Consider the following 19,024-nt stretch of genomic DNA (forward strand, 5'->3'; position numbering starts at 1 on the left):
CAAGCTGGAACACCCCTCATCCGACCGAGCTTCGCTCGGCCACCTTCTCCCACAAGGGGAGAAGGAAGAACCCCGGCATGACTCCGCCGCTAACCTGTGCTATGCGCCGCGCTTCATTTCGGGCACGATGCTGTATTCGGCCGCAAATCGCTTATATTGGCGCAACAATGACCCTTTCATTCGATCTTACCGCCGAAGGCGCGCGTGACGCGTTGCGCACCCGCACGCTGCCCGAAAAGCCGTCGCTGATCGGCTTGACGCGCGCCGAACTCGGGGGCGCCCTCGTCGCCGCCGGCATTGTGCCGGAGCGCCAGGCGAAAATGCGCGCCCAACAGCTCTGGCATTGGGTCTATGTGCGCGGCGTTTCCGACTTTGCCGGCATGTTCAACATCTCCAAGGATCTGCGCGCCGCCCTCGACACGCATTTCACCGTTGCCAGGCCCGAGATCGTCGAGGAGCAGATTTCCTCCGACGGCACGCGCAAATGGCTGTTCCGCTTTCCGCCGCGCGGCGCTGGCCGGCCGGTCGAGATCGAGACCGTCTACATTCCCGAAGAAGGCCGCGGCACGCTCTGCATCTCTTCGCAGGTCGGCTGCACCCTGACCTGCTCCTTCTGCCACACCGGCACGCAGAAGCTGGTGCGCAACCTGACGGCGGAGGAAATCCTCGCCCAGCTCTTGACCGCCCGCGACCGGCTTGGCGACTTCCCCGACCGCGATACGCCCGACGGCGCCATCGTGCCGGCCGAGGGCAGGAAAGTGTCCAACGTCGTCATGATGGGCATGGGCGAGCCGCTCTACAATTTCGAGGCGGTGAAAAAGGCCCTGCTGATCGCATCCGACGGCGACGGGCTTTCCCTGTCCAAGCGCCGCATCACGCTGTCGACCTCCGGCGTCGTGCCCGAAATCTTCCGCACCGGCGAGGAGATCGGCGTCATGCTGGCGATCTCGCTGCACGCCACCAATGACGATCTGCGCGACCTTTTGGTGCCGATCAACAAGAAGTATCCGCTCAACGAACTGATCGCTGCCTGCCGTGCCTATCCCGGCCTGTCCAACGCCAAGCGGATCACCTTCGAATATGTGATGCTGAAGGACGTCAATGATTCGATCGAGGACGCCAAGACGCTGATCAGGCTGCTCAAAGGCATCCCGGCCAAGATCAATCTGATCCCGTTCAATCCGTGGCCTGGTACCAACTATCAATGCTCGGACTGGGAGACGATCGAGAAATTCGCCGACTACATCAACAATGCCGGCTATGCCTCGCCGATCCGCACGCCGCGCGGCCGCGACATCCTGGCCGCCTGCGGCCAGCTCAAGTCGGAGTCCGAGCGCATGCGCAAGGTCGACCGGCTGGCGCTGGAAGCGATGATGATCGCAGGGCATGGCGAGGCGTGAATCGCGTCGTCGCCTATCTGATCCGCTTCGCCGTCATCCTTGTCGGCTACGGCGTGGCTTCGCTGGCGGCAAGCGCCTTCCTTAACATCATGTTCCTGGCGTCTCTTGGGCTGATAACGGACGAGACGCAACCGGCGGCGCAGGCGTCGCTGTGGTTTTCAATCCCCTTCGTCGCGCTGTTCGTCGCCTATTTCGCCTTCATGCCGGCCGCCATCGCCATCCTCGTCTCCGAGATCCTTGGCCGGCGTGACTGGCTGTTCTATGCGCTGGCGGGTGCTGTGGTCTCGGCGGTCTTCCTTGGCTTCGTCCACCAGACGGCCGATGCCAATTTCGAGGTTACCAATACCAGCGTCATGCTGGCGGTGATCGGCTGCGGTATGGTCGGCGGTATTTTCTACTGGCTGAGCGCCGGGCGCTCGGCCGGAAGCTGGCGTCAGATCGGACGCCCTATTTCGCCTGGGCCGTCAGGATCTTGAGCGCGAAGGCCGAAAAAACTCCGGCAAACAGATAGTCGACGACGCGGGTGACGCGCGGGCTGGATTTCATCGCGGCCGAGAATTTTTCCGCCGCCAGCACCATCGGCGCCGTCACTGGGATCGCCAGCACGACGAACATCGCGCCGAGGAAGAACAGCTTTCCCGGCGCGTCGGGATCATGCGCGGAGACGAATTGCGGCAGGAAGGTCATGAAGAACAGGATGATCTTCGGGTTGAGCAGATTGACCCCGAGCCCCGCCGCCCAGCTACGGAACAGCGAGATCTGCGGCCCGCTCTTCTTCTCCGGTGAAAACGCCGACCCTTTTGTGATCGCCTGCCATGCCAGGAAGACCAGGTAGCCGGCGCCAAAAATCTTCAGCACGAAGAACGCCATCGGCGAGGCGACGATCAGCGCCGAGACGCCGACCACCACCAGCGTGGTGTGAATCAGCGTGCCGCACAAGGCGCCGGCCATCGAGGCAAAGCCGGTGGCACGGCCCTGACTCAGCGTGCGCGAGACGAACAGCGTCATGTCAGGCCCGGGCGTGATCGCCAGGATGAAGGTGGCGATGGAGAACTGGATAAGCGTCGTACTGTCGGGGATGAAGGACATGGCTCGTCTCGTAGGGGCAAAAGACGGCGCAGCCATAGCGCAAGAGCCGTGTCCTCGCCAGCCTCTTGGAGATGAAGCATCTGGTCCAGGCATCGTTCGTCCCTTGCGCTGGCCTAAAACGCCGTGATACCTCGCCCGCGAAGAACCCCTGTCGCGGAACTGCCCACCATGTCGAAAGCAAAAGCCGTCAAGAAAGTCGTGCTCGCCTATTCCGGCGGCCTTGATACCTCGATCATCCTGAAATGGCTGCAGACCGAGCTCGGCGCCGAGGTCGTCACCTTCACCGCCGATCTCGGCCAGGGTGGCGAACTGGAGCCGGCCAGGCGCAAGGCCGAGATGATGGGCATCAAGGACATCCGCATCGTCGATGTCCGCGAGGAGTTCGTATCCGATTTCGTCTTCCCGATGTTCCGCGCCAACGCCGTCTATGAAGGCACCTATCTGCTCGGCACCTCGATCGCCCGGCCGCTGATTTCGAAACATCTCGTCGAGATCGCAAAAGAGACCGGCGCCGATGCCATCGCCCATGGCGCCACCGGCAAAGGCAACGACCAGGTGCGTTTCGAGCTGTCGGCCTATGCGCTCAACCCCGACATCAAGGTCATCGCGCCGTGGCGCGATTGGTCGTTCAAGTCGCGCACCGATCTCATCAACTTCGCCGAGCAGCACCAGATCCCGGTGCCGAAGGACAAGAAGGGCGATGCGCCGTTTTCCGTCGACGCCAACCTTCTGCACTCCTCCTCCGAGGGCAAGGTGCTGGAGGACCCGTGGACGGAACCGCCGGAATTCGTCCACCAGCGCACCATCTCGCCGATGGACGCGCCCGATGAGGTCACCGAGATCGAGATCGAATTCCTCAAGGGCGATCCGATCGCGCTCGACGGCAAGAAACTCTCGCCGGCAACGATGCTGGCAGCGCTCAACGATCTCGGTCGCGACAACGGCATCGGCAGGCTAGATCTGGTCGAGAACCGTTTCGTCGGCATGAAATCGCGCGGCGTCTACGAGACCCCCGGCGGCACCATCCTGATCGCCGCCCATCGGGCGATCGAATCGATCACGCTCGACCGCGGAGCCGCCCATCTCAAGGACGAGTTCATGCCGCGCTACGCCGAGCTCATCTACAACGGCTTCTGGTTCGCGCCCGAGCGGCTGATGCTGCAGGCAATGATCGACAAGAGCCAGGAAGACGTCGAAGGCACCGTGCGGCTGAAGCTCTACAAGGGCAACGTGATTGTCACCGGCCGCAAGTCGAGGAAAACGCTCTATTCCGATGCGCTGGTCACCTTCGAGGACGACCGCGGCGCCTACGATCAGAAGGATGCCGAAGGCTTCATCCGCCTCAACGCGCTCAGGCTGAGGATACTGGCGGCGCGTAACCGCCAGCGCTGACATCCGAACAGCGGGCTGGGCGCTCTACCGATCTCGTGAAAGCTGAAAACGATCCGAGAAAACTAGGACGTAGACTCATTACCTGCACCGTGCCGTCATGGGCCTCGGTAATGGCGTCCATCAGCCGATCCCAGACACCTGCTTTCCGCCATCGAACGAAGCGGTTGTAGCAAGTGGTGCGAGGGCCGTAGCGCTCGGGCAGATCGCGCCATGGCGCACCCGATCGCAGCACCCAGAAGATGCCGTTCAGCACGCGACGGTCATCGACACGCGGCACGCCTCGCGGCTTGTTGGGCAAAAGCGGCTCGATGACGCGCCATTCGAAGTCGGTCAGATCGTATCGGCTCATGCCCTTATGAATCAGACTCCGCTCAAATTTGGAACCAGCCAGTCGGCAAACGACCCAATGCGGACAGGACGCCTGCTCACACCTCATTTCCATGTTGGTGAGCTTCGTCCTCAACAAAAAGGTCGAGGCTCCAGCCAACACCGCAATCCGCGAGCACCCTCATCGCAGACGGCTCAAGCCAAATGCCGCACTGTCCGTGGTAGGGCTGATAGAACCCGCCGTAGATAGTTATCTGCTTTGGCCGCACTTCCTGCCGCAGCCGTGCGAAGGCCTCCTCCCGACCTCGCATCTGCTCGATCAGGTAGTTGACCGCATTCTCGTGCTCGGCCCCACTCCGGAGCCTTTGCCGCGGACCATCGAGGCTCCATCCATTCTTCTTGCGCGGGGAACCGTTACGCATCGGGTCGCCCTTGCGGACTATGCGTGTCGGTTCGAGGCTTAGGATCGCAGTCACCCCCTCGGGGTCCGCATCGAAATCAACGATCGAGAGCGAGATCATCGCCTGTCCTAGCTAGGTTCCAAAGGGCAAGGCAAGCCCTGCGCTGTTGCGAAACTCTTCATGCTCGCCTCGCGCTTCCAACCGAGCCCAGTCATTTTTGCGTTTATATCCTATCAGTCGGCATCGATCGCCGTGGCCATGCGGGCGATGGCCTGTTGATAGACGCTCGCGGAATTCCAGCCAGCGATTGCGCCCATATTCGCCTGCGCGCTCGCGCCGGCCCGCCAACCATGACTCTTGAGGAAGTTGGCGGTGGAAGCCAACGCAGTGCTCTTGTCGCGCAGATTTTTGTTTCCGACACCATACGTCAAAACATTTCCGGGCAGGAACTGCGTGTGGCCGATCTCGCCATGCGCGGCACCGACCGACGAGGCGCTCAACGCTCCGCGATCAACCAGCTTCAGGGCCGCAATGGCATGCGGGTAGAAGAACTCCGGACGGCGACAGTCATAGGCCAGCGTTAAAATGGCGGAGACCGTATTCTGGTTGCCCATGGCGGAACCGAAGCCGGTCTCCATGCCCCAGATGGCGAGCAACACGCCCGGCGACACGCCGTAATTCCGTTCGATCTTGTCGAACAGCGCAGCATTGGCCTTCTTCAGCGCACGGCCCCTGGCAATGATCGCGGACGCGCCACGGCGCTTCATGAAAGCTTCCACCGAGCCGCTGAAAGCCTTATGGATGGCGCGGTCGACGGAGATCGTCTTTGTCGCGTAGGTTGCGCGAGCCAGAGCGGCCAGACCCTTCGAGCCGACACCGTCGGCCTTCGCCTCCGCGGCGAACTCCGGTTTCCATGCCTCGAAGCCGGCGCCGCTCTTGCCACAGCTGGCCGCCGCCTGCGCGCCCGTCGCCAGCGCAAGCACCGCCACCACCGTGGCCACTACAAACATCTTCCCCTTGGCAAGAAATGCCATGCTGCTCTCCTGGTTGCCTGAATCACGTTCCCAATTGCGAACTTGCCTGCGAAACACCTGCTTGTCACTGCCCCGGCGCCACGCCGATGCACTCAATACAGCAGGAACCTCAAATCCACCACACTGGCGGACGCCCGGGAATTTGCCTACGATCAAGTAATTATTGTGGCGGGGACAGAATAAGCATGGAAGACGTTGATGTCGTGATCATCGGCGCCGGTTCAGCCGGGCTTTCGGCTTCCAAGACCCTGCGCGCTGCCGGTTTTTCCTTCAAATTGTTGGAAGCGGTGAACCGCATTGGCGGCCGCGCCTGGACCAGCGACCAGCATTTCGGCGTGCCGTTCGACATCGGCTGCGCCTGGCTGCATGCCGCGGACCGCAATCCCTACTTTCCCGAGGCGAAGGCCGCTGCCTGGACGCTTCATCACCACGACATGAATGTCGATCATCTCTATTACCGTGAGCGAAAGGCAAGCGAAGCCGAGGAGGCGGCGATGAAGGTGGCCGACGCAAGGCTGTTCGAACTGGTGGCGGCACATCAGGTGAGGGAAGGCGACGACGACCGCCTTTCGGCATTGCTCGCCAAGGGACACGCGCCGCGCGCCGCCGCAACCTTCGCCGGGCCGATGGATTTCGGCGCCGACGAGGACGAGATATCGATCCGCGACTTTCAGGCCGCCGCCGATCTCGATCCGAATTATTTCACCAGGGAAGGCTTCGGTACGCTGGTTGCCCGCTTCGGTGCCGATGTGCCAGTGGAACTGTCGACGCCGGTACGCAAGATCGTCTGGGATGGGCCGGGCGTAGCCTGCGTCACCGATCGCGGTACCATCTGCGCCAAGGCGGTCATCGTCACTGCCTCCCCGGCAGTGCTCGCCTTCGAGGAGATTGCGTTCTCGCCTGCACTCCCCGATGCGCATTTCGCCGCCTTCTTCGACCTGCCGATGGGCATGCTGACCAAGCTGCCGGTCGAAATATCCGGTACAAGACTCGGCCTGGAGCCGTTCGACGATTTGCTGATCGAGCGGTTGGCCCGGCACGACATCTACTTCCTCTGCTTTCCCTTCGACCTCGATTTGATGGTCGGTTTCGTCGGCGGCGATTTCGCTTGGGAGATGTCGGCGGCGGGCGAGGCGGCGGGCATCGACTTCGTCGTCGACCGGCTCTGCGGCATCTTTGGCGGCGACATACGAAAGCATGTCGGACGCGCAATGATGACCAATTGGGGCGCTGAGCGGTTCGTGCGCGGCGCCTATGCGGCGGCGCGGCCCGGCCGCTCGCAAGCGCGCGCCACGCTGATGCAGCCCGTGGCGGAAAAGATCTTCTTCGCCGGCGAGCATTTGGCAGGTCCGCTGATGCAGACCTGCGGCGGCGCCAGATTGTCAGGCGAGGCAGTGGCCAAGGAGGTCGTCGCCCAGCTTGCGGCAAAATAGCATCGGCCGGCAGGAACGTGGGCAGCTGACAGGCGTTTGGCGTTCTCCTGCTCGTATCGTCCTCCGCATTTCGAATGATTTGAGACGCCAATGAAGCTTTTCGACTGCCCGCATTGCGGCCACCGTCTCTATTTCGAGAACGCGCAATGCCTGAACTGCGCCAGCCTCGTGCTCTACGATCCCGAGCATGCGCGCTTCGCGCTGTCCGGCGCCGACGTCTTCCATTGCACCAATGCCGACGAATGCGCCTGCAACTGGATGGCGGAGCCCGGCCACGCCTTCTGCCGCGCCTGTGCGCTGAACCAGCTGATCCCGGATCTGTCGGTCGACGGCAACCGCCGCCGCTGGATCCGTGTCGAGGCGGCAAAGAAGCGTGCCGTCTATTCGCTGCTCGCCTTCGGCCTGCCGGTCGCACCCAAGCAGGAAGTTGGCGACGAGATCGGTCTCGCTTTCGATTTTCTTGCCGATCCGATCGGCGGCGGTCCGGGCGGCGAACGTATCCTGACCGGTCATGACAACGGCCGGATCACGCTCAACGTCGCCGAGGCGGATTCGGCAGAGCGCGAACGGCGGCGCGTCGAGATGGGCGAGAACTACCGCACGCTGCTCGGCCATTTCCGCCATGAGCTCGGCCATTATTACTGGGACCGCCTGATCCGCGACGATTCGCAAAAGCTTGCCGGTTTTCGCGCTTTGTTCGGCGACGAGCGCGCCGGCTACGAACAGGCGCTGAAGACCTATTATGCCGATGGCGCGCCGCCCGACTGGCAGCAGCGCCATATCTCGGCCTATGCGACGTCGCACCCATGGGAGGACTGGGCCGAGACATGGGCGCATCACATGCACATCACCGACACGCTGGAGATGGTGCATGCCCTGAATTTCCCGCTCGGCCGGCTGGAAACCGTTGAAGCCAACGAGCTGCCGCGCGCCGATACCGGCGGCAAGCTGCAGCCGGCACCATCGGAACCCGCCTCCAGGCCAGAGCCTTTCGAAAGGATTCTCGACCGCTGGCTGGTGCTGTCGGAGGCGTCCAACTCGATCAACCGCTGCATGGGCCTGCCCGATCTCTATCCCTTCGTCATCTCGGACGTGGCGGCGCAAAAACTTGCTTTTGTTCACGAGCTTTTGACCGACCTGCTGAAAACGACTGGAACAAATCGTGAGCCGGCCGAAGCCTTTTAGCCGGAACGCATGCGGCTTTGCTTCGTTTTCCGTGCCAAGGGACTGTGAAACGGAGAGAAGACCATGAAACGCATATTGTTTCCGGCGGTGGCCGGAGCGCTCATAGCGATGTCGGGCTCTGCATTGGCCGACACCGCCGTCTCGGCCATCACTGATCTCAATGTACGCGCCGGCCCCGGCCCGCAATATCCGGTGATCGGCGTGCTCGCGGCCGGCCAGTCGGCGACGCTCGACGGCTGCATCGCCAACAGCAAATGGTGCACTATCGCCGAGGCTAACGGCCAGGGCTGGGTCTATTCCGACTATGTGACGGCCGATTTCGGCGGCAGCCGTGTGGTCCTGACACAGCGTCCGGCCAGCGCCGACATTGCCGTCGTGACGCCGCCCGCCGATAGCGCCGAATATTCCGACAGCTACACCGGAGCGATCGTTGCGGGCGAGGCGATCGAGCCTATCCGGAGACCGCCGGCCGAGATCCATACCTATGTACGTACGCATCGGCTCGATCCGGTCTATCTCGAGGGCGAGGTGGTGACGGGCGGGACGTTGCCTGACACCGTCGAGCTGCGCGAGATTCCGGACTATGATTACCGCTACGTCTATGTGAACGGCCAGCCGGCACTGGTCGATCCGGGCAGCCGGCGTATCGTGTACGTCGTGCGCTGACGATACAAACAGGGCGGTCGCCCTGTAATGGCGGCCGCTCGCACTCCCGACATTGCCACAAGCCGGTATTGCCGCTGCAATACCGGTTTCCACATTGGGGCCGATGTTCTAGACCTTGCGAGCCGAAGCACCAGCCAGCGAGCCCGCGTGACGATCGACCCAACCGTCTTCCAACAGTACCGGCACACCGCCAACAACAAGACCACTTTGCCGCGGCTTCTGCTTGGAGCGGTGGTCGTCATCCTGTTCTGGCTCGGAACCACTGCCGCCGTGCTGTTCGGCGGCACCTATGCCTTTGCTGTTTGGCAGGCATCGTCTGGCACCGCCCCGCCAAGTGGAGGAGCGGTGCAGGATTTCATGGCCTCTCCTGCGGGCATCCTCGCGGCGCTGGCTTCATTTGCCGGAATCTGGCTCGGCCTTTGGGCTGCCATGCGCTGGATCCATCGCGAGAAGCTGACAGCCCTGATTGGCGTCAGCCGGCGCATTTCTTGGTCGGGGTTCCTGAAAGGACTGACCGCGGTGCTGATCACCTCGCTGCTTTCCGAGATCCTGCTTTATGGTTTGCAGCCCGACATCGCCCGCGGCGCGATCGGCCTGTCCGCGTGGCTTTCGTTCCTGATCCCGATCGCCGCCCTGACCTTTCTGCAGACCTCGTCGGAGGAGATGCTGTTTCGCGGTTATCTGCTCAGGGGCCTGGCCAGCCGGTTTCAGAACCCTTTCATCTGGGCGCTGCTGCCGGGATTGCTGTTCACCTCCCTGCACTGGAGCCCAGGTTCGAGCGCTGCCATCAATGCCTGCGTGCTGGCCTCGATCGCCGCCTTTGCGCTGCTGCTGACGCTTCTGGTCTATGCAACCGGCAATCTCGGTGCCGGCTTTGGCGCCCATCTCGGCAACAATCTGACCGGCTTCCTGCTGATTTCGCACCAGCAAAGCTATAATTCCTTCGCCCTGTTCAACGCCAAGCCGCTCGAAGCCGCCGGCTGGACGACTTCAGACGCCGTCCTCATCGCTTCGATCGGCATCGTCAGTAGCCTGTTGACCGTTCTGCTGCTTTTACATCCGCGCTCACCGCTGAAGGTCGAGCCGGATATGGCGCGCGCCGGCAGCGTGCGCTGATGTGCATTGCCTGGTCGTCCTGAGCTATTTGACGCAAAGCTTGACCAAAGCTTGACTCTGCGGCCGATTTCCTGTCTACACGCCGCGAATTCCGCGACGAGTATTCCTCCGAGCAAACCGACCGGGACGCCGAAACCTCTTTGAGGTGAAGTGCTGTAAATCGATCCCGGAGGCCAACACCCGGCAGCGCTGTGCGCCCCCGGGTGCTTTTTGGCTTTGGGCTTTGCCCAGACCGGCTTTTGCTTGGACAGTTGGCGCGAACGCATTACCTCTCGGGCATCATCCGGGTGCCAGGGAAAAGGAAAAAGAATGTTTGAATCGCTACAGGAACGTCTTGGTTCGATCCTGAACGGCCTCACCGGCCGCGGCGCCTTGTCGGAGGCTGATGTCTCGGCGGCGCTGCGCGAGGTGCGCCGTGCGTTGCTTGAGGCCGACGTGGCGCTGGAAGTGGTGCGTTCCTTCACCGACAAGGTGCGCGAGAAGGCCGTCGGCGCCGCCGTGGTCAAGTCGATCAAGCCCGGCCAGATGGTCGTCAAGATCGTCCATGACGAGCTGGTCGAGATGCTCGGCGCCGAGGGCGTCGCCATCGACCTCAATGCACCGGCTCCGGTCGTCATCATGATGGTCGGCTTGCAGGGTTCCGGCAAGACGACGACCTCGGCCAAGATCGCCAGGCGCCTCGCCGACCGTCAAAACAAGAAAGTCTTGATGGCCTCGCTCGACACGCGGCGTCCCGCCGCGCAAGAGCAGCTCCGCCAGCTCGGCGAGCAGGTCAAGGTCGCCACATTGCCGATCGTCGCCGGCCAGACGCCGGTCGATATCGCCCGCCGCGCCGTGCAGGCGGCCAAGCTCGGCGGCCATGACGTCGTCATCCTCGACACCGCCGGCCGCACCCATATCGACGAGCCGTTGATGGTCGAGATGGCCGACATCAAGAAGATGTCGTCGCCGCACGAGATCCTGCTGGTCGCCGATTCGCTGACCGGCCAGGACGCCGTCAATCTGGCAAAAAGCTTCGACGAGCGCGTCGGCATCACCGGCCTCGTGCTGACCCGCATGGACGGCGACGGCCGCGGTGGTGCGGCGCTCTCGATGCGCGCCGTCACCGGTAAGCCGATCAAGCTGATCGGCACCGGCGAAAAAATGGACGCGCTGGAGGAATTCCACCCCAAGCGCATCGCCGACCGCATCCTCGGCATGGGCGACATCGTCAGCCTCGTCGAAAAGGCGGCCGAGAACATCGACGCCGAACAGGCCGCGGCGATGGCCAGGAAGATGCAGTCGGGCAAGTTCGACCTGAACGACCTCGCCGGCCAGCTTCAGCAAATGTCGAAAATGGGTGGCATGGGTGGCATCATGGGCATGATGCCCGGCATGGGCAAGATGAAGGACCAGATGGCCGCCGCCGGGCTCGACGACAAGATGTTCGGTCGCCAGCTCGCCATCATCTCGTCGATGACCAAGGCCGAGCGCGCCAACCCCGATATTCTGAAGCACTCGCGCAAGAAGCGCATCGCCGCCGGCTCGGGTACTGACGCGGCCGAAATCAACAAACTGTTGAAGATGCATCGCGGCATGGCCGACATGATGAAGGCGATGGGCGGCAAGGGCAAAGGCGGCGGCCTGATGCGCGGCATGATGGGCGGCCTCGCTTCCAAGATGGGGCTCGGCGGCATGATGCCTGGCGGCGCAGGCGGCATGATGGGCGGCGGCATGCCGGATCTCTCCAAGATGGACCCCAAGCAGCTCGACGCCTTGCAGAAGCAGGCGCAGGCGGCCGGGCTCGGCGGCATGAAGGGCCTGCCCGGTGGTCTTCCCGGTGGCGGTGGCCTGCCCGGGCTGCCCGGCGGCATGAAACTTCCCGGCCTGCCGGGCGGTGGCGGGCTGCCTGGCCTCGGCAAGAAGAAGTGAGGGCGCCATGAACGAAGAGAAGGACATGGCGGACGCGCGTGCGGCGCTGGCCAATTATCGCGCCTCGATCGACAATATCGACGCGGCGCTGATCCACATGCTGGCCGAGCGCTTCCGCTGCACCAAGGCAGTCGGCGTGCTGAAGGCGGAACATGGCCTGCCGCCTGCCGACCCGGCGCGCGAGCAGGAGCAGATCGCCCGTCTTCGCCAACTGGCGAAGGACGCCCATCTCGACCCGGATTTCGCGGAGAAATTCCTGAACTTCGTCGTCCGCGAAGTGATCCGCCATCACGAGCAGATCGCCGCATCCAACGGCGTAGCGAAAACCGGCTGAGGACCAGCCACCAACCGATCAACCAAATCAGAGCTTTTAGGAGAAAAGAAATGCCACTGAAAATCCGATTGGCCCGTGCGGGCTCGAAGAAGCGTCCCTATTACCATGTCGTCGTCGCCGACGCGCGTTCGCCGCGCGACGGCCGTTTCATCGAGTCGCTCGGCTCGTGGAATCCGCTGCTGCCCAAGGACGGCGAACGCGTCAAGGTCGACGCCGAGCGCGTCAGGCATTGGCTGTCGCATGGCGCCCAGCCGACCGACCGCGTGCTGCGCTTCCTCGATGAAGCCGGCATCGCCAAGCGCGAAGCCCGCTCCAACCCGAAGAAGGCCGAGCCGGGCAAGAAGGCGCAGGAGCGCGCAGCCTTGCTGAAGAAGGCGCAGGAAGATGCCGCCGCGGCCGTTGCCGCCGCCGCAGCCGCGCCGGCCGAGGCGGAAGCCGCCAGCGCCGAATAAATCATCTCCACAACCACGAAACGGCGGGCCCTGCCCGCCGTTTTGCTATTGCATCCATATGATGCGGCCCGATCAATAGCCTTCCGGGCAACTCGCAACGTAGACACGACCGTTACGATCGCGATAACGGCATTGGCCGCTTTCGCTGGCACGGCCGATCAGTGCACCGGCCAAAGCGCCGGCCGCACCGCCGATCACCGCGCCCTTGGTCGGGTTGCCGGCCACAGCAGCGCCGACCGCCGCACCGCCCAGGCCACCAACTGCCGCGCCTTGCTCAGTACGGGAGCAGGCACCGAGCGGGACCAGCAAGGCCATCAAGATCATTACCTTTTTCATTGTCGTTCCTCTCCAACAGGGTGCCGTCCTCGCCGCTGCACCCCCTAACTCGCAACCAGGCGATTTGATCCAAAGAAGAAGATCGGCTGCCGCCCGGCGGCGCTCAATTTGATCCAAAGAGTAGAAAGGCGGCAGACCGCGCCCGCTCGGGCAGCGTGGCCACCATCGAACGGCTGTCGATGTCGCCGCTATTGGCTGAACGGGAACAACGCGCGCACCCTTGGATCGCGCAGATACAGGCCACCCCAGAGGACGGCGCCGAGATAGACGCCGAACAGTATGTGCGAGAACAAAGGGCTGCCGATACGCACATGCGTGGCGACGGCGCCGCCGAGATAGGCGGTGAGCAGGATGGCGCCGAGCACCGAGGTGCGTGGCAGCGCGTAAAGTGCTGTCGAGACCAATCCAATGGTGCCGAGCATGCGCGAGACATTGGCATCGGCCGGCCAGCCGAGCTGCACCATGGTCTGGGTGACGATTTCGAGCGGCGGTAGCTTGATGACGCCGTCGAAGATCATGAACAGCACGATGACGGTGCTGAGCACGCGGCCGGCCCACAGCGCACGCGGTGAGACGGGTGCTGCCTGAGACATGGTCATTGATGTTCCCTCCGGTCGTTGTGAGCACTGGCTCCTTCGCCAGCTCGAACCAAGGACGCGGCCCATGACGGCGATCCGACACGCCTCCAGCTCTTTTTCAGCTCCGGGGGACGGCGACCTCGGATGTACAAGTTCAGTCGGCAACGAACCTGGCCAAGTCCACCTTGCGGGGTGAGGTGGAGGGCGTTATTGAAAATCCGTAGAGGTGTCTTCCGAGCGCTCGACGGCAACCACCGCCTGATCGCACAACGAAAGCAACCGATGGCCGGAGAGACCGACCTGAAACAGTTGCTGGCGGCAATGACGCCGGAATTGCTTGCCGGCGTTCATGTCTTCACCACGTTGCCACCCGATGCGCCCGTTCCCGACAGGCTCCACCCGGTGATGCTGTTTCGCGAGCGCGAGGGCACGACGCTGATCGTGGTTGAAGACCATGCCAAGGCCGCTGGACTGAAAACCGTGTTCCGCTGCCGGATGCTGACGCTGAACATCCATTCGTCGCTGGAAGCGGTCGGCTTCCTCGCCGCCATCACCGCGCGGCTGGCCACCGCCGGCATCGGCGTCAATCCGGTCTCGGCCTTCTACCACGATCATCTGTTCGTGCCCGCCGACCGGGCGGAGGAGGCGCTGGAGTTGCTGTTGGACCTAGCGGAGGAGAACCGGCTGTGACGCCGTCGCCTTGCTGCCTATTTGAGACGCCTGTGCCCCTCATCCGCCTGCCGGCACCTTCTCCCCGCGAACGGGGAGAAGGGCGCTAACGGCCGAAGGCCGAGCCCGCGACTGCGGGCCGCCGGTCGTCCGGCGCCCCCGCGGAGGGCCAGCCGCGACAGCGGCGATGCGGCCCGTGAGCGAAACTATGCCGCCTTCTTCTTAGGCTGGATCAGCCCGCGCTCGACCAGCAGTTCCGCGATCTGCACCGCATTGAGTGCCGCGCCCTTGCGCAGATTGTCGGAGACGATCCACATCGACAGGCCGTTGTCGATGGTCGAATCCTCGCGGATGCGCGAGATGAAGGTGGCGTCCTCGCCGGCCGATTCCAGCGGCGTGATGTAGCCGCCGTCCTCGCGCTTGTCGATGATCTGGCAGCCCGGCGCCTCGCGCAGGATCTCGCGCGCCTCATCGGCGGTGATCGGCTTCTCGAACTCGATGTTGACCGCTTCCGAATGGCCGATGAACACCGGCACGCGCACGCAGGTCGCCGTCAGCTTGATCTTCGGGTCGAGCATCTTCTTGGTCTCGGCCACCATCTTCCACTCTTCCTTGGTGAAGCCGTCGTCGAGGAAGACGTCGATATGCGGGATGACGTTGAAGGCGATACGCTTGGTGAACTTCTTGACGTCGACCTGGTCGGCGACAAACACCGCGCGCGTCTGCGTGAACAATTCGTCCATGCCTTCCTTGCCGGCGCCGGAGACCGACTGGTAGGTGGCGACGACGACGCGCTTGATGGTGGCCGCGTCATGCAGCGGCTTCAGCGCCACGACCAGCTGCGCCGTCGAGCAGTTCGGGTTGGCGATGATGTTCTTGCGCGTGAACAGCGAGATCGCATCCGGGTTCACTTCCGGAACGATCAGCGGCACGTCCTGGTCGTAACGGAAGGCCGACGAATTGTCGATGACGACGCAGCCCTGCTTGCCGATCTTCGGCGACCATTCCTTGGAGACGTTGCCGCCGGCCGACATGATGCAGATGTCGGTGTCTGAAAAATCATATTGGTCGAGCGCCCTGACCTTCAGCGTGCGGTCGCCGAACGACACTTCCGTGCCCTGGCTGCGCCGCGAGGCCAGCGCCACCACCTCGCTCACCGGAAAGCCGCGTTCCTCCAGTATGTTGAGCATTTCCCGGCCCACATTGCCCGTGGCGCCGACGATCGCAACCTTGAAACTCATCGAAATCTCCTGTCCCTCTCCGCTCGTTTTCTGGAGAAAACCCGCCGGCCGATGCGGGTTTCAACCCCCGGGCCGGACCCGGGAGAGGGTGGTTAGGCCAAGGGAATCAGACCGTTTTGGTGGTCGTTTTGCCGGTTTTTTTGAGCAAGAACGTGATTTTGCTGGAACGAGGAGACGCAGCGACGTGCCCGGCCCAATGGTTCGCATTGGGGCCGGGGATGTCGAAGGCAGAAAGCGCCATCAAAAGGCCGCGCATCGAAAACTATCCCGTTCGGTGCCGGCTTTTACGCGGTTTACGTCTAGAGTCAATCGCAAGCAGGCCGACCCGCCCGCCCTGTACAATGACGGCGGCACCAAGTACGAACGAGCATCGTCTGGCTCGTGGCGCCCGTCTGTGGCGCTTGCCGACATTTGACCCGTCGCCGGGTATTCAGAATCCGAATTTCGAAAGAGCAAGATGTCCAATTTCGAAGCTATTGTTCCCGCGCTGGCAAAGGCGCTGGAAAAACGCGGCTATGTCGAGCTGACGCCGGTGCAGAAGGCCGTTCTCGAGCTTGGCCAGGCCGATGCGCTGGTTTCGGCCCAGACCGGCTCCGGCAAGACCGTCGCCTTCGGTCTGGCTTTGGCGCCGACCCTTCTCGATGGCGCGGAGCGCTTTTCCCACGCGGCGGCACCCCTGGCGCTGGCCGTGGCGCCGACGCGGGAGCTGGCCCTGCAGGTAACGCGCGAGCTGGAATGGCTCTACGAACTGACCGGCGCCACGGTGGCGTCCTGCGTCGGCGGCATGGACATGCGCACCGAACGGCGCGCGCTGGAGCGCGGCGCCCATATCGTCGTGGGCACGCCCGGCCGCCTGCGCGACCACATCACCCGCAATTCGCTCGACATGTCGGCGCTCAAGGCAGTGGTGCTCGACGAGGCCGACGAGATGCTCGATCTCGGCTTTCGCGAGGATCTGGAATTCATCCTCGATGCCGCACCCGCCGATCGCCGCACGCTGATGTTTTCCGCGACCGTGCCGCGCTCCATCGCCACGCTGGCCAAAGGCTACCAGCGCGATGCGGTACGCATCTCGGCCTCCGGTGAGGAAAAGCAGCATCTCGACATCGAATACCGGGCGCTGAGCGTCGCCCAGGCGGATCGCGAAAACGCCATCATCAACGTGCTGCGCTTTTACGAGGCCAAGAACGCGCTGGTGTTCTGCAACACGCGCGCCGCCGTCAACCATTTGACGGCGCGCTTCAACAATCGCAACTTTTCCGTCGTGGCGCTGTCCGGCGAGCTTAGCCAGAACGAGCGCAGCCACGCGCTGCAGGCGATGCGCGACGGCCGCGCCAAGGTCTGCATCGCTACCGACGTCGCGGCACGCGGCATCGACCTGCCCAATCTCGAGCTGGTGATCCATGCCGACCTGCCGACCAACCCGGAAACGCTCCTGCACCGAAGCGGACGCACGGGTCGTGCGGGACGCAAGGGCGTCAGCGCGCTGATCGTGCCCAATAGTGCCCGCAGGCGCACCGAGCGGCTGCTGCAAAGTGCCGGCCTTGCGGCAACCTGGGCGAGCCCGCCGTCGGCCGACGACGTCCTGCGGCGCGACGACGAGCGCATTCTCGCCGATCCGGTCTTCAGCGAGCCTATGAAGGATGAGGAGCGCGGCTTCGTCGAGGCGCTTCTCGATCAGCACGGGCCCGAACAGGTTGCCGCCGCCTTCGTGCGGATGTGCCGCTCCAGCCACTCGGCGCCGGAGGATCTTCTCGACGTGGCAGCATTCACGCCGTCGGGCGAAAAATTTGCGCGCCGGGACGAGACACCGAGCCGCCGCGACGATTTCGGCGACAGCGTCTGGTTCTCGCTGTCGGTCGGACGCCGGCAGAATGCCGAGCCGCGCTGGCTGATCCCGATGCTGTGCCGGACAGGCGGCATTTCCAAGCGCGAGATCGGCGCCATCAAGATGCAGCCGGAGGAAACCTTCGTGCAGATCGCGGCGGACTGGGCCGAGCGTTTCGTCGCTGCGATCGGCCCCGACCGGAAGCTGCAGGGCAACATTGCGGTCAAGCGGCTGGACGGCACGCCGGATTTGTCGCGGGCCGGCTATCAGGAACCACGGCCCGACAAGAAGCCGCACCGCGGCAAGCGCACCTTCGATCAGAACACGCCCAAATTCGAGAAGCGCGCACCGGCCGACCAGCGCCCGGCATTCGAGCCGAAGCCCTGGGCCGGGAAACCGGCCAAGGCGAAGGTCGAAGGCGGACCTGCGAAACACAAGAAATCGAAGAAACGGCCGGGGTAAATAGCCAGCACTCTCCATTTCCGCACGCCCCTTGCGGTCTGCCGGAACTTTGCACAGTCTGGGGCGGGGAAATGGGGGTGGGCAGGACATGCGCGGCGAAGTTCTTCATTACGACGAGGACCAGGGTTTCGGCTTCATCACCGGAGCCGACGGCAACCGCTACACTTTGGCGCGCGAAGATTTGCGCCGCGAAGCATCGGTTGCCGGAGGTACGACCGTCGAATTCCAGCCGGCTGGCGGACGGGCACGCGATGTTTTTGCGATCCGCGCCCAACCTGCCAGCGCGCCCACCGACGCCTCCACTGTAACCGCCGCGCCGTCTCAGGCCGGCAATGCGCCAGCGGCACGTCAGCCGCAACATTTCGGCCGTTCCGCTGAACAAAGTCCGGCCGAATCGGCCGGCCTGTGGAGCTACTTCTGGCGGGGTCTGACCGAGAATTACTTCAACTTCGCCGGCCGTGCCCGCCGCAAAGAGTATTGGGGCTATTGTCTGTTCTGGACGATCGCGCTGATCGTGGTCATAGGACTCGGCGTCTTTATCGACCACGCCATGGGCAATCTCGACAACAGTGAATTGCCGGCAGTGACGGTCGGCCTTTCCGGTCTCTTCCTGCTGGCGACAGCCCTGCCGTGGTTCGGGCTGAACGTGCGTCGCCTGCACGATACCGGCCTGACCGGCTGGCTCTTCCTGCTCTTCCTGATCCCGACCTTCGGCACCGTGATCATCCTGATCTTTGCGCTGATCCCGACCCAGCCGCGCGAGAACAAGTGGGGTCCGGTGCCGGCGGGCGTCGGGGTTTAGCGATCGCCTTCAGCGCCTCGCTCGAAAGCCTGAGGAAGACCTTCTGGCCCTGGCGCTCCGCGCCGAGTCCGACGTAGAAGCGCAGCGCGCCTTCGTTCCAGTCCTCCGTGGTCAGATCGATACGGCCGATGCCTTCGCGCATGCAATTGCCGGCGAGGAATGCCATCAGCGCTCGACCGACACCGTCATCGCGGGCGGTATCGCGCACGAACAGGTCCTTGAGGAACAGCAGCCGCTCGAGATCGATGCCGGGATGCGCGATCGCAACCGAGGCCAGCCCGCAAACTTCGCCATCGACGAAGGCGAGCGCAAAATGCGGATAGGATGGGCTTTCGTCGCCAAGCCATTTCTGCGCCGCCGACAAAACC

At 63.5% G+C, this 19,024-nt stretch carries 21 protein-coding genes and 1 pseudogene; 13 read left to right on the top strand and 9 right to left on the bottom strand.

All coding sequences use genetic code 11. The features are described from left to right. The first annotated feature begins 167 nt into the window (after positions 1 to 167). Together rlmN and NKI25_RS09675 are read left to right on the top strand one after the other, a co-directional pair. On the top strand, positions 168 to 1,400 hold the full coding sequence (rlmN, locus tag NKI25_RS09670) for a dual-specificity RNA methyltransferase RlmN (RefSeq protein WP_352624831.1): 1,233 nt from the start codon (positions 168 to 170) through the stop codon (positions 1,398 to 1,400). After that, positions 1,397 to 1,876 carry a hypothetical protein gene (locus tag NKI25_RS09675; protein WP_352624829.1) on the top strand — a complete coding sequence of 160 codons (480 nt, stop codon included), beginning with the start codon at positions 1,397 to 1,399 and terminating at the stop codon, positions 1,874 to 1,876. Before rlmN ends, NKI25_RS09675 begins: the two co-directional genes overlap by 4 nt. Here the strand turns inward: NKI25_RS09675 and NKI25_RS09680 are convergent. Then, positions 1,848 to 2,489 carry a LysE family translocator gene (locus NKI25_RS09680; RefSeq protein ID WP_023679833.1) on the bottom strand — a complete coding sequence of 214 codons (642 nt, stop codon included), beginning with the start codon at positions 2,487 to 2,489 and terminating at the stop codon, positions 1,848 to 1,850. The genes NKI25_RS09675 and NKI25_RS09680 overlap by 29 nt on opposite strands. Before the next feature lie 168 nt (positions 2,490 to 2,657). Between NKI25_RS09680 and NKI25_RS09685 the strand changes: the two genes are divergently transcribed. Continuing rightward, positions 2,658 to 3,881, top strand: coding sequence for an argininosuccinate synthase (locus NKI25_RS09685; RefSeq protein WP_352998387.1), 1,224 nt, complete (start codon positions 2,658 to 2,660; stop codon positions 3,879 to 3,881). Between the two features lie 85 nt (positions 3,882 to 3,966). On the opposite strand, the pseudogene NKI25_RS09690 reads toward NKI25_RS09685, so the two are convergent. The 3 genes and pseudogenes from NKI25_RS09690 to NKI25_RS09700 all read right to left on the bottom strand — a co-directional run. Further along, a pseudogene (locus tag NKI25_RS09690) lies at positions 3,967 to 4,230 on the bottom strand (IS5 family transposase); the annotation flags it as partial. A 76-nt stretch (positions 4,231 to 4,306) separates the two neighbouring features. Continuing rightward, positions 4,307 to 4,729, bottom strand: a complete 423-nt coding sequence (locus NKI25_RS09695) for a DUF4279 domain-containing protein (RefSeq protein WP_023680725.1) — start codon at positions 4,727 to 4,729, stop codon at positions 4,307 to 4,309. A gap of 113 nt (positions 4,730 to 4,842) precedes the next feature. Further along, positions 4,843 to 5,643, bottom strand: a complete 801-nt coding sequence (locus tag NKI25_RS09700; protein WP_352470839.1) for a lytic murein transglycosylase — start codon at positions 5,641 to 5,643, stop codon at positions 4,843 to 4,845. A gap of 185 nt (positions 5,644 to 5,828) precedes the next feature. On the opposite strand from NKI25_RS09700, the gene NKI25_RS09705 reads away from it, so the two are divergent. The 7 genes from NKI25_RS09705 to rpsP all read left to right on the top strand — a co-directional run bounded on the left by NKI25_RS09705 (position 5,829) and on the right by rpsP (position 12,740). Further along, on the top strand, positions 5,829 to 7,076 hold the full coding sequence (locus NKI25_RS09705) for a flavin monoamine oxidase family protein (RefSeq protein ID WP_023680727.1): 1,248 nt from the start codon (positions 5,829 to 5,831) through the stop codon (positions 7,074 to 7,076). A 90-nt stretch (positions 7,077 to 7,166) separates the two neighbouring features. Continuing rightward, entirely contained in the window at positions 7,167 to 8,261 is a 1,095-nt protein-coding gene (locus tag NKI25_RS09710; protein WP_352624827.1) for a zinc-binding metallopeptidase family protein, read from the top strand. Between the two features lie 63 nt (positions 8,262 to 8,324). Continuing rightward, positions 8,325 to 8,927 (top strand): DUF1236 domain-containing protein, encoded by a 603-nt coding sequence (locus NKI25_RS09715; protein WP_352624826.1) that lies wholly within the window; start codon positions 8,325 to 8,327, stop codon positions 8,925 to 8,927. Between the two features lie 147 nt (positions 8,928 to 9,074). Continuing rightward, on the top strand, positions 9,075 to 10,043 hold the full coding sequence (locus NKI25_RS09720) for a CPBP family intramembrane glutamic endopeptidase (protein WP_352624824.1): 969 nt from the start codon (positions 9,075 to 9,077) through the stop codon (positions 10,041 to 10,043). A 309-nt stretch (positions 10,044 to 10,352) separates the two neighbouring features. Continuing rightward, entirely contained in the window at positions 10,353 to 11,954 is a 1,602-nt protein-coding gene (gene ffh / locus NKI25_RS09725) for a signal recognition particle protein (protein WP_352624822.1), read from the top strand. A 7-nt stretch (positions 11,955 to 11,961) separates the two neighbouring features. Beyond that, positions 11,962 to 12,288 carry a chorismate mutase gene (locus NKI25_RS09730; RefSeq protein WP_352450211.1) on the top strand — a complete coding sequence of 109 codons (327 nt, stop codon included), beginning with the start codon at positions 11,962 to 11,964 and terminating at the stop codon, positions 12,286 to 12,288. A gap of 50 nt (positions 12,289 to 12,338) precedes the next feature. Continuing rightward, entirely contained in the window at positions 12,339 to 12,740 is a 402-nt protein-coding gene (gene rpsP, locus NKI25_RS09735) for a 30S ribosomal protein S16 (protein WP_352624820.1), read from the top strand. Between the two features lie 72 nt (positions 12,741 to 12,812). On the opposite strand, the gene NKI25_RS09740 is transcribed toward rpsP, so the two are convergent. After that, on the bottom strand, positions 12,813 to 13,076 hold the full coding sequence (locus NKI25_RS09740) for a YMGG-like glycine zipper-containing protein (RefSeq protein ID WP_023680734.1): 264 nt from the start codon (positions 13,074 to 13,076) through the stop codon (positions 12,813 to 12,815). Positions 13,077 to 13,264: 188 nt separating this feature from the next. Next, positions 13,265 to 13,675 carry a DoxX family protein gene (locus NKI25_RS09745; protein WP_352624818.1) on the bottom strand — a complete coding sequence of 137 codons (411 nt, stop codon included), beginning with the start codon at positions 13,673 to 13,675 and terminating at the stop codon, positions 13,265 to 13,267. Positions 13,676 to 13,936: 261 nt separating this feature from the next. On the opposite strand from NKI25_RS09745, the gene NKI25_RS09750 reads away from it, so the two are divergent. Next, positions 13,937 to 14,344, top strand: coding sequence for an ACT domain-containing protein (locus tag NKI25_RS09750; protein ID WP_352998395.1), 408 nt, complete (start codon positions 13,937 to 13,939; stop codon positions 14,342 to 14,344). Between the two features lie 185 nt (positions 14,345 to 14,529). Here NKI25_RS09750 and NKI25_RS09755 read toward each other — a convergent pair whose 3' ends face one another. Both NKI25_RS09755 and NKI25_RS09760 read right to left on the bottom strand, forming a co-directional pair. Next, the gene (locus NKI25_RS09755) at positions 14,530 to 15,564 is read right to left on the bottom strand and encodes an aspartate-semialdehyde dehydrogenase (protein ID WP_352624815.1); all 1,035 of its coding nucleotides are present in this window, start codon (positions 15,562 to 15,564) and stop codon (positions 14,530 to 14,532) included. Between the two features lie 106 nt (positions 15,565 to 15,670). Continuing rightward, positions 15,671 to 15,820, bottom strand: coding sequence for a hypothetical protein (locus NKI25_RS09760; RefSeq protein ID WP_352998388.1), 150 nt, complete (start codon positions 15,818 to 15,820; stop codon positions 15,671 to 15,673). Positions 15,821 to 16,021: 201 nt separating this feature from the next. Here NKI25_RS09760 and NKI25_RS09765 point away from each other — a divergent pair, with 201 nt between their 5' ends. Both NKI25_RS09765 and NKI25_RS09770 read left to right on the top strand, forming a co-directional pair. Continuing rightward, positions 16,022 to 17,854: a DEAD/DEAH box helicase gene (locus NKI25_RS09765; protein WP_352998389.1), complete on the top strand. Its 1,833-nt coding sequence runs from the start codon at positions 16,022 to 16,024 to the stop codon at positions 17,852 to 17,854. Between the two features lie 88 nt (positions 17,855 to 17,942). Further along, positions 17,943 to 18,656, top strand: coding sequence for a DUF805 domain-containing protein (locus NKI25_RS09770; RefSeq protein WP_352593755.1), 714 nt, complete (start codon positions 17,943 to 17,945; stop codon positions 18,654 to 18,656). Here NKI25_RS09770 and NKI25_RS09775 read toward each other — a convergent pair. Further along, positions 18,577 to 19,020, bottom strand: coding sequence for a GNAT family N-acetyltransferase (locus tag NKI25_RS09775; protein WP_352593754.1), 444 nt, complete (start codon positions 19,018 to 19,020; stop codon positions 18,577 to 18,579). The two genes, NKI25_RS09770 and NKI25_RS09775, sit on opposite strands and share 80 nt — an antisense overlap. Positions 19,021 to 19,024 lie beyond the last annotated feature (4 nt).

This window comes from Mesorhizobium sp. M0808 (assembly GCF_040320025.1).
Classification (GTDB): Bacteria; Pseudomonadota; Alphaproteobacteria; order Rhizobiales; family Rhizobiaceae; genus Mesorhizobium.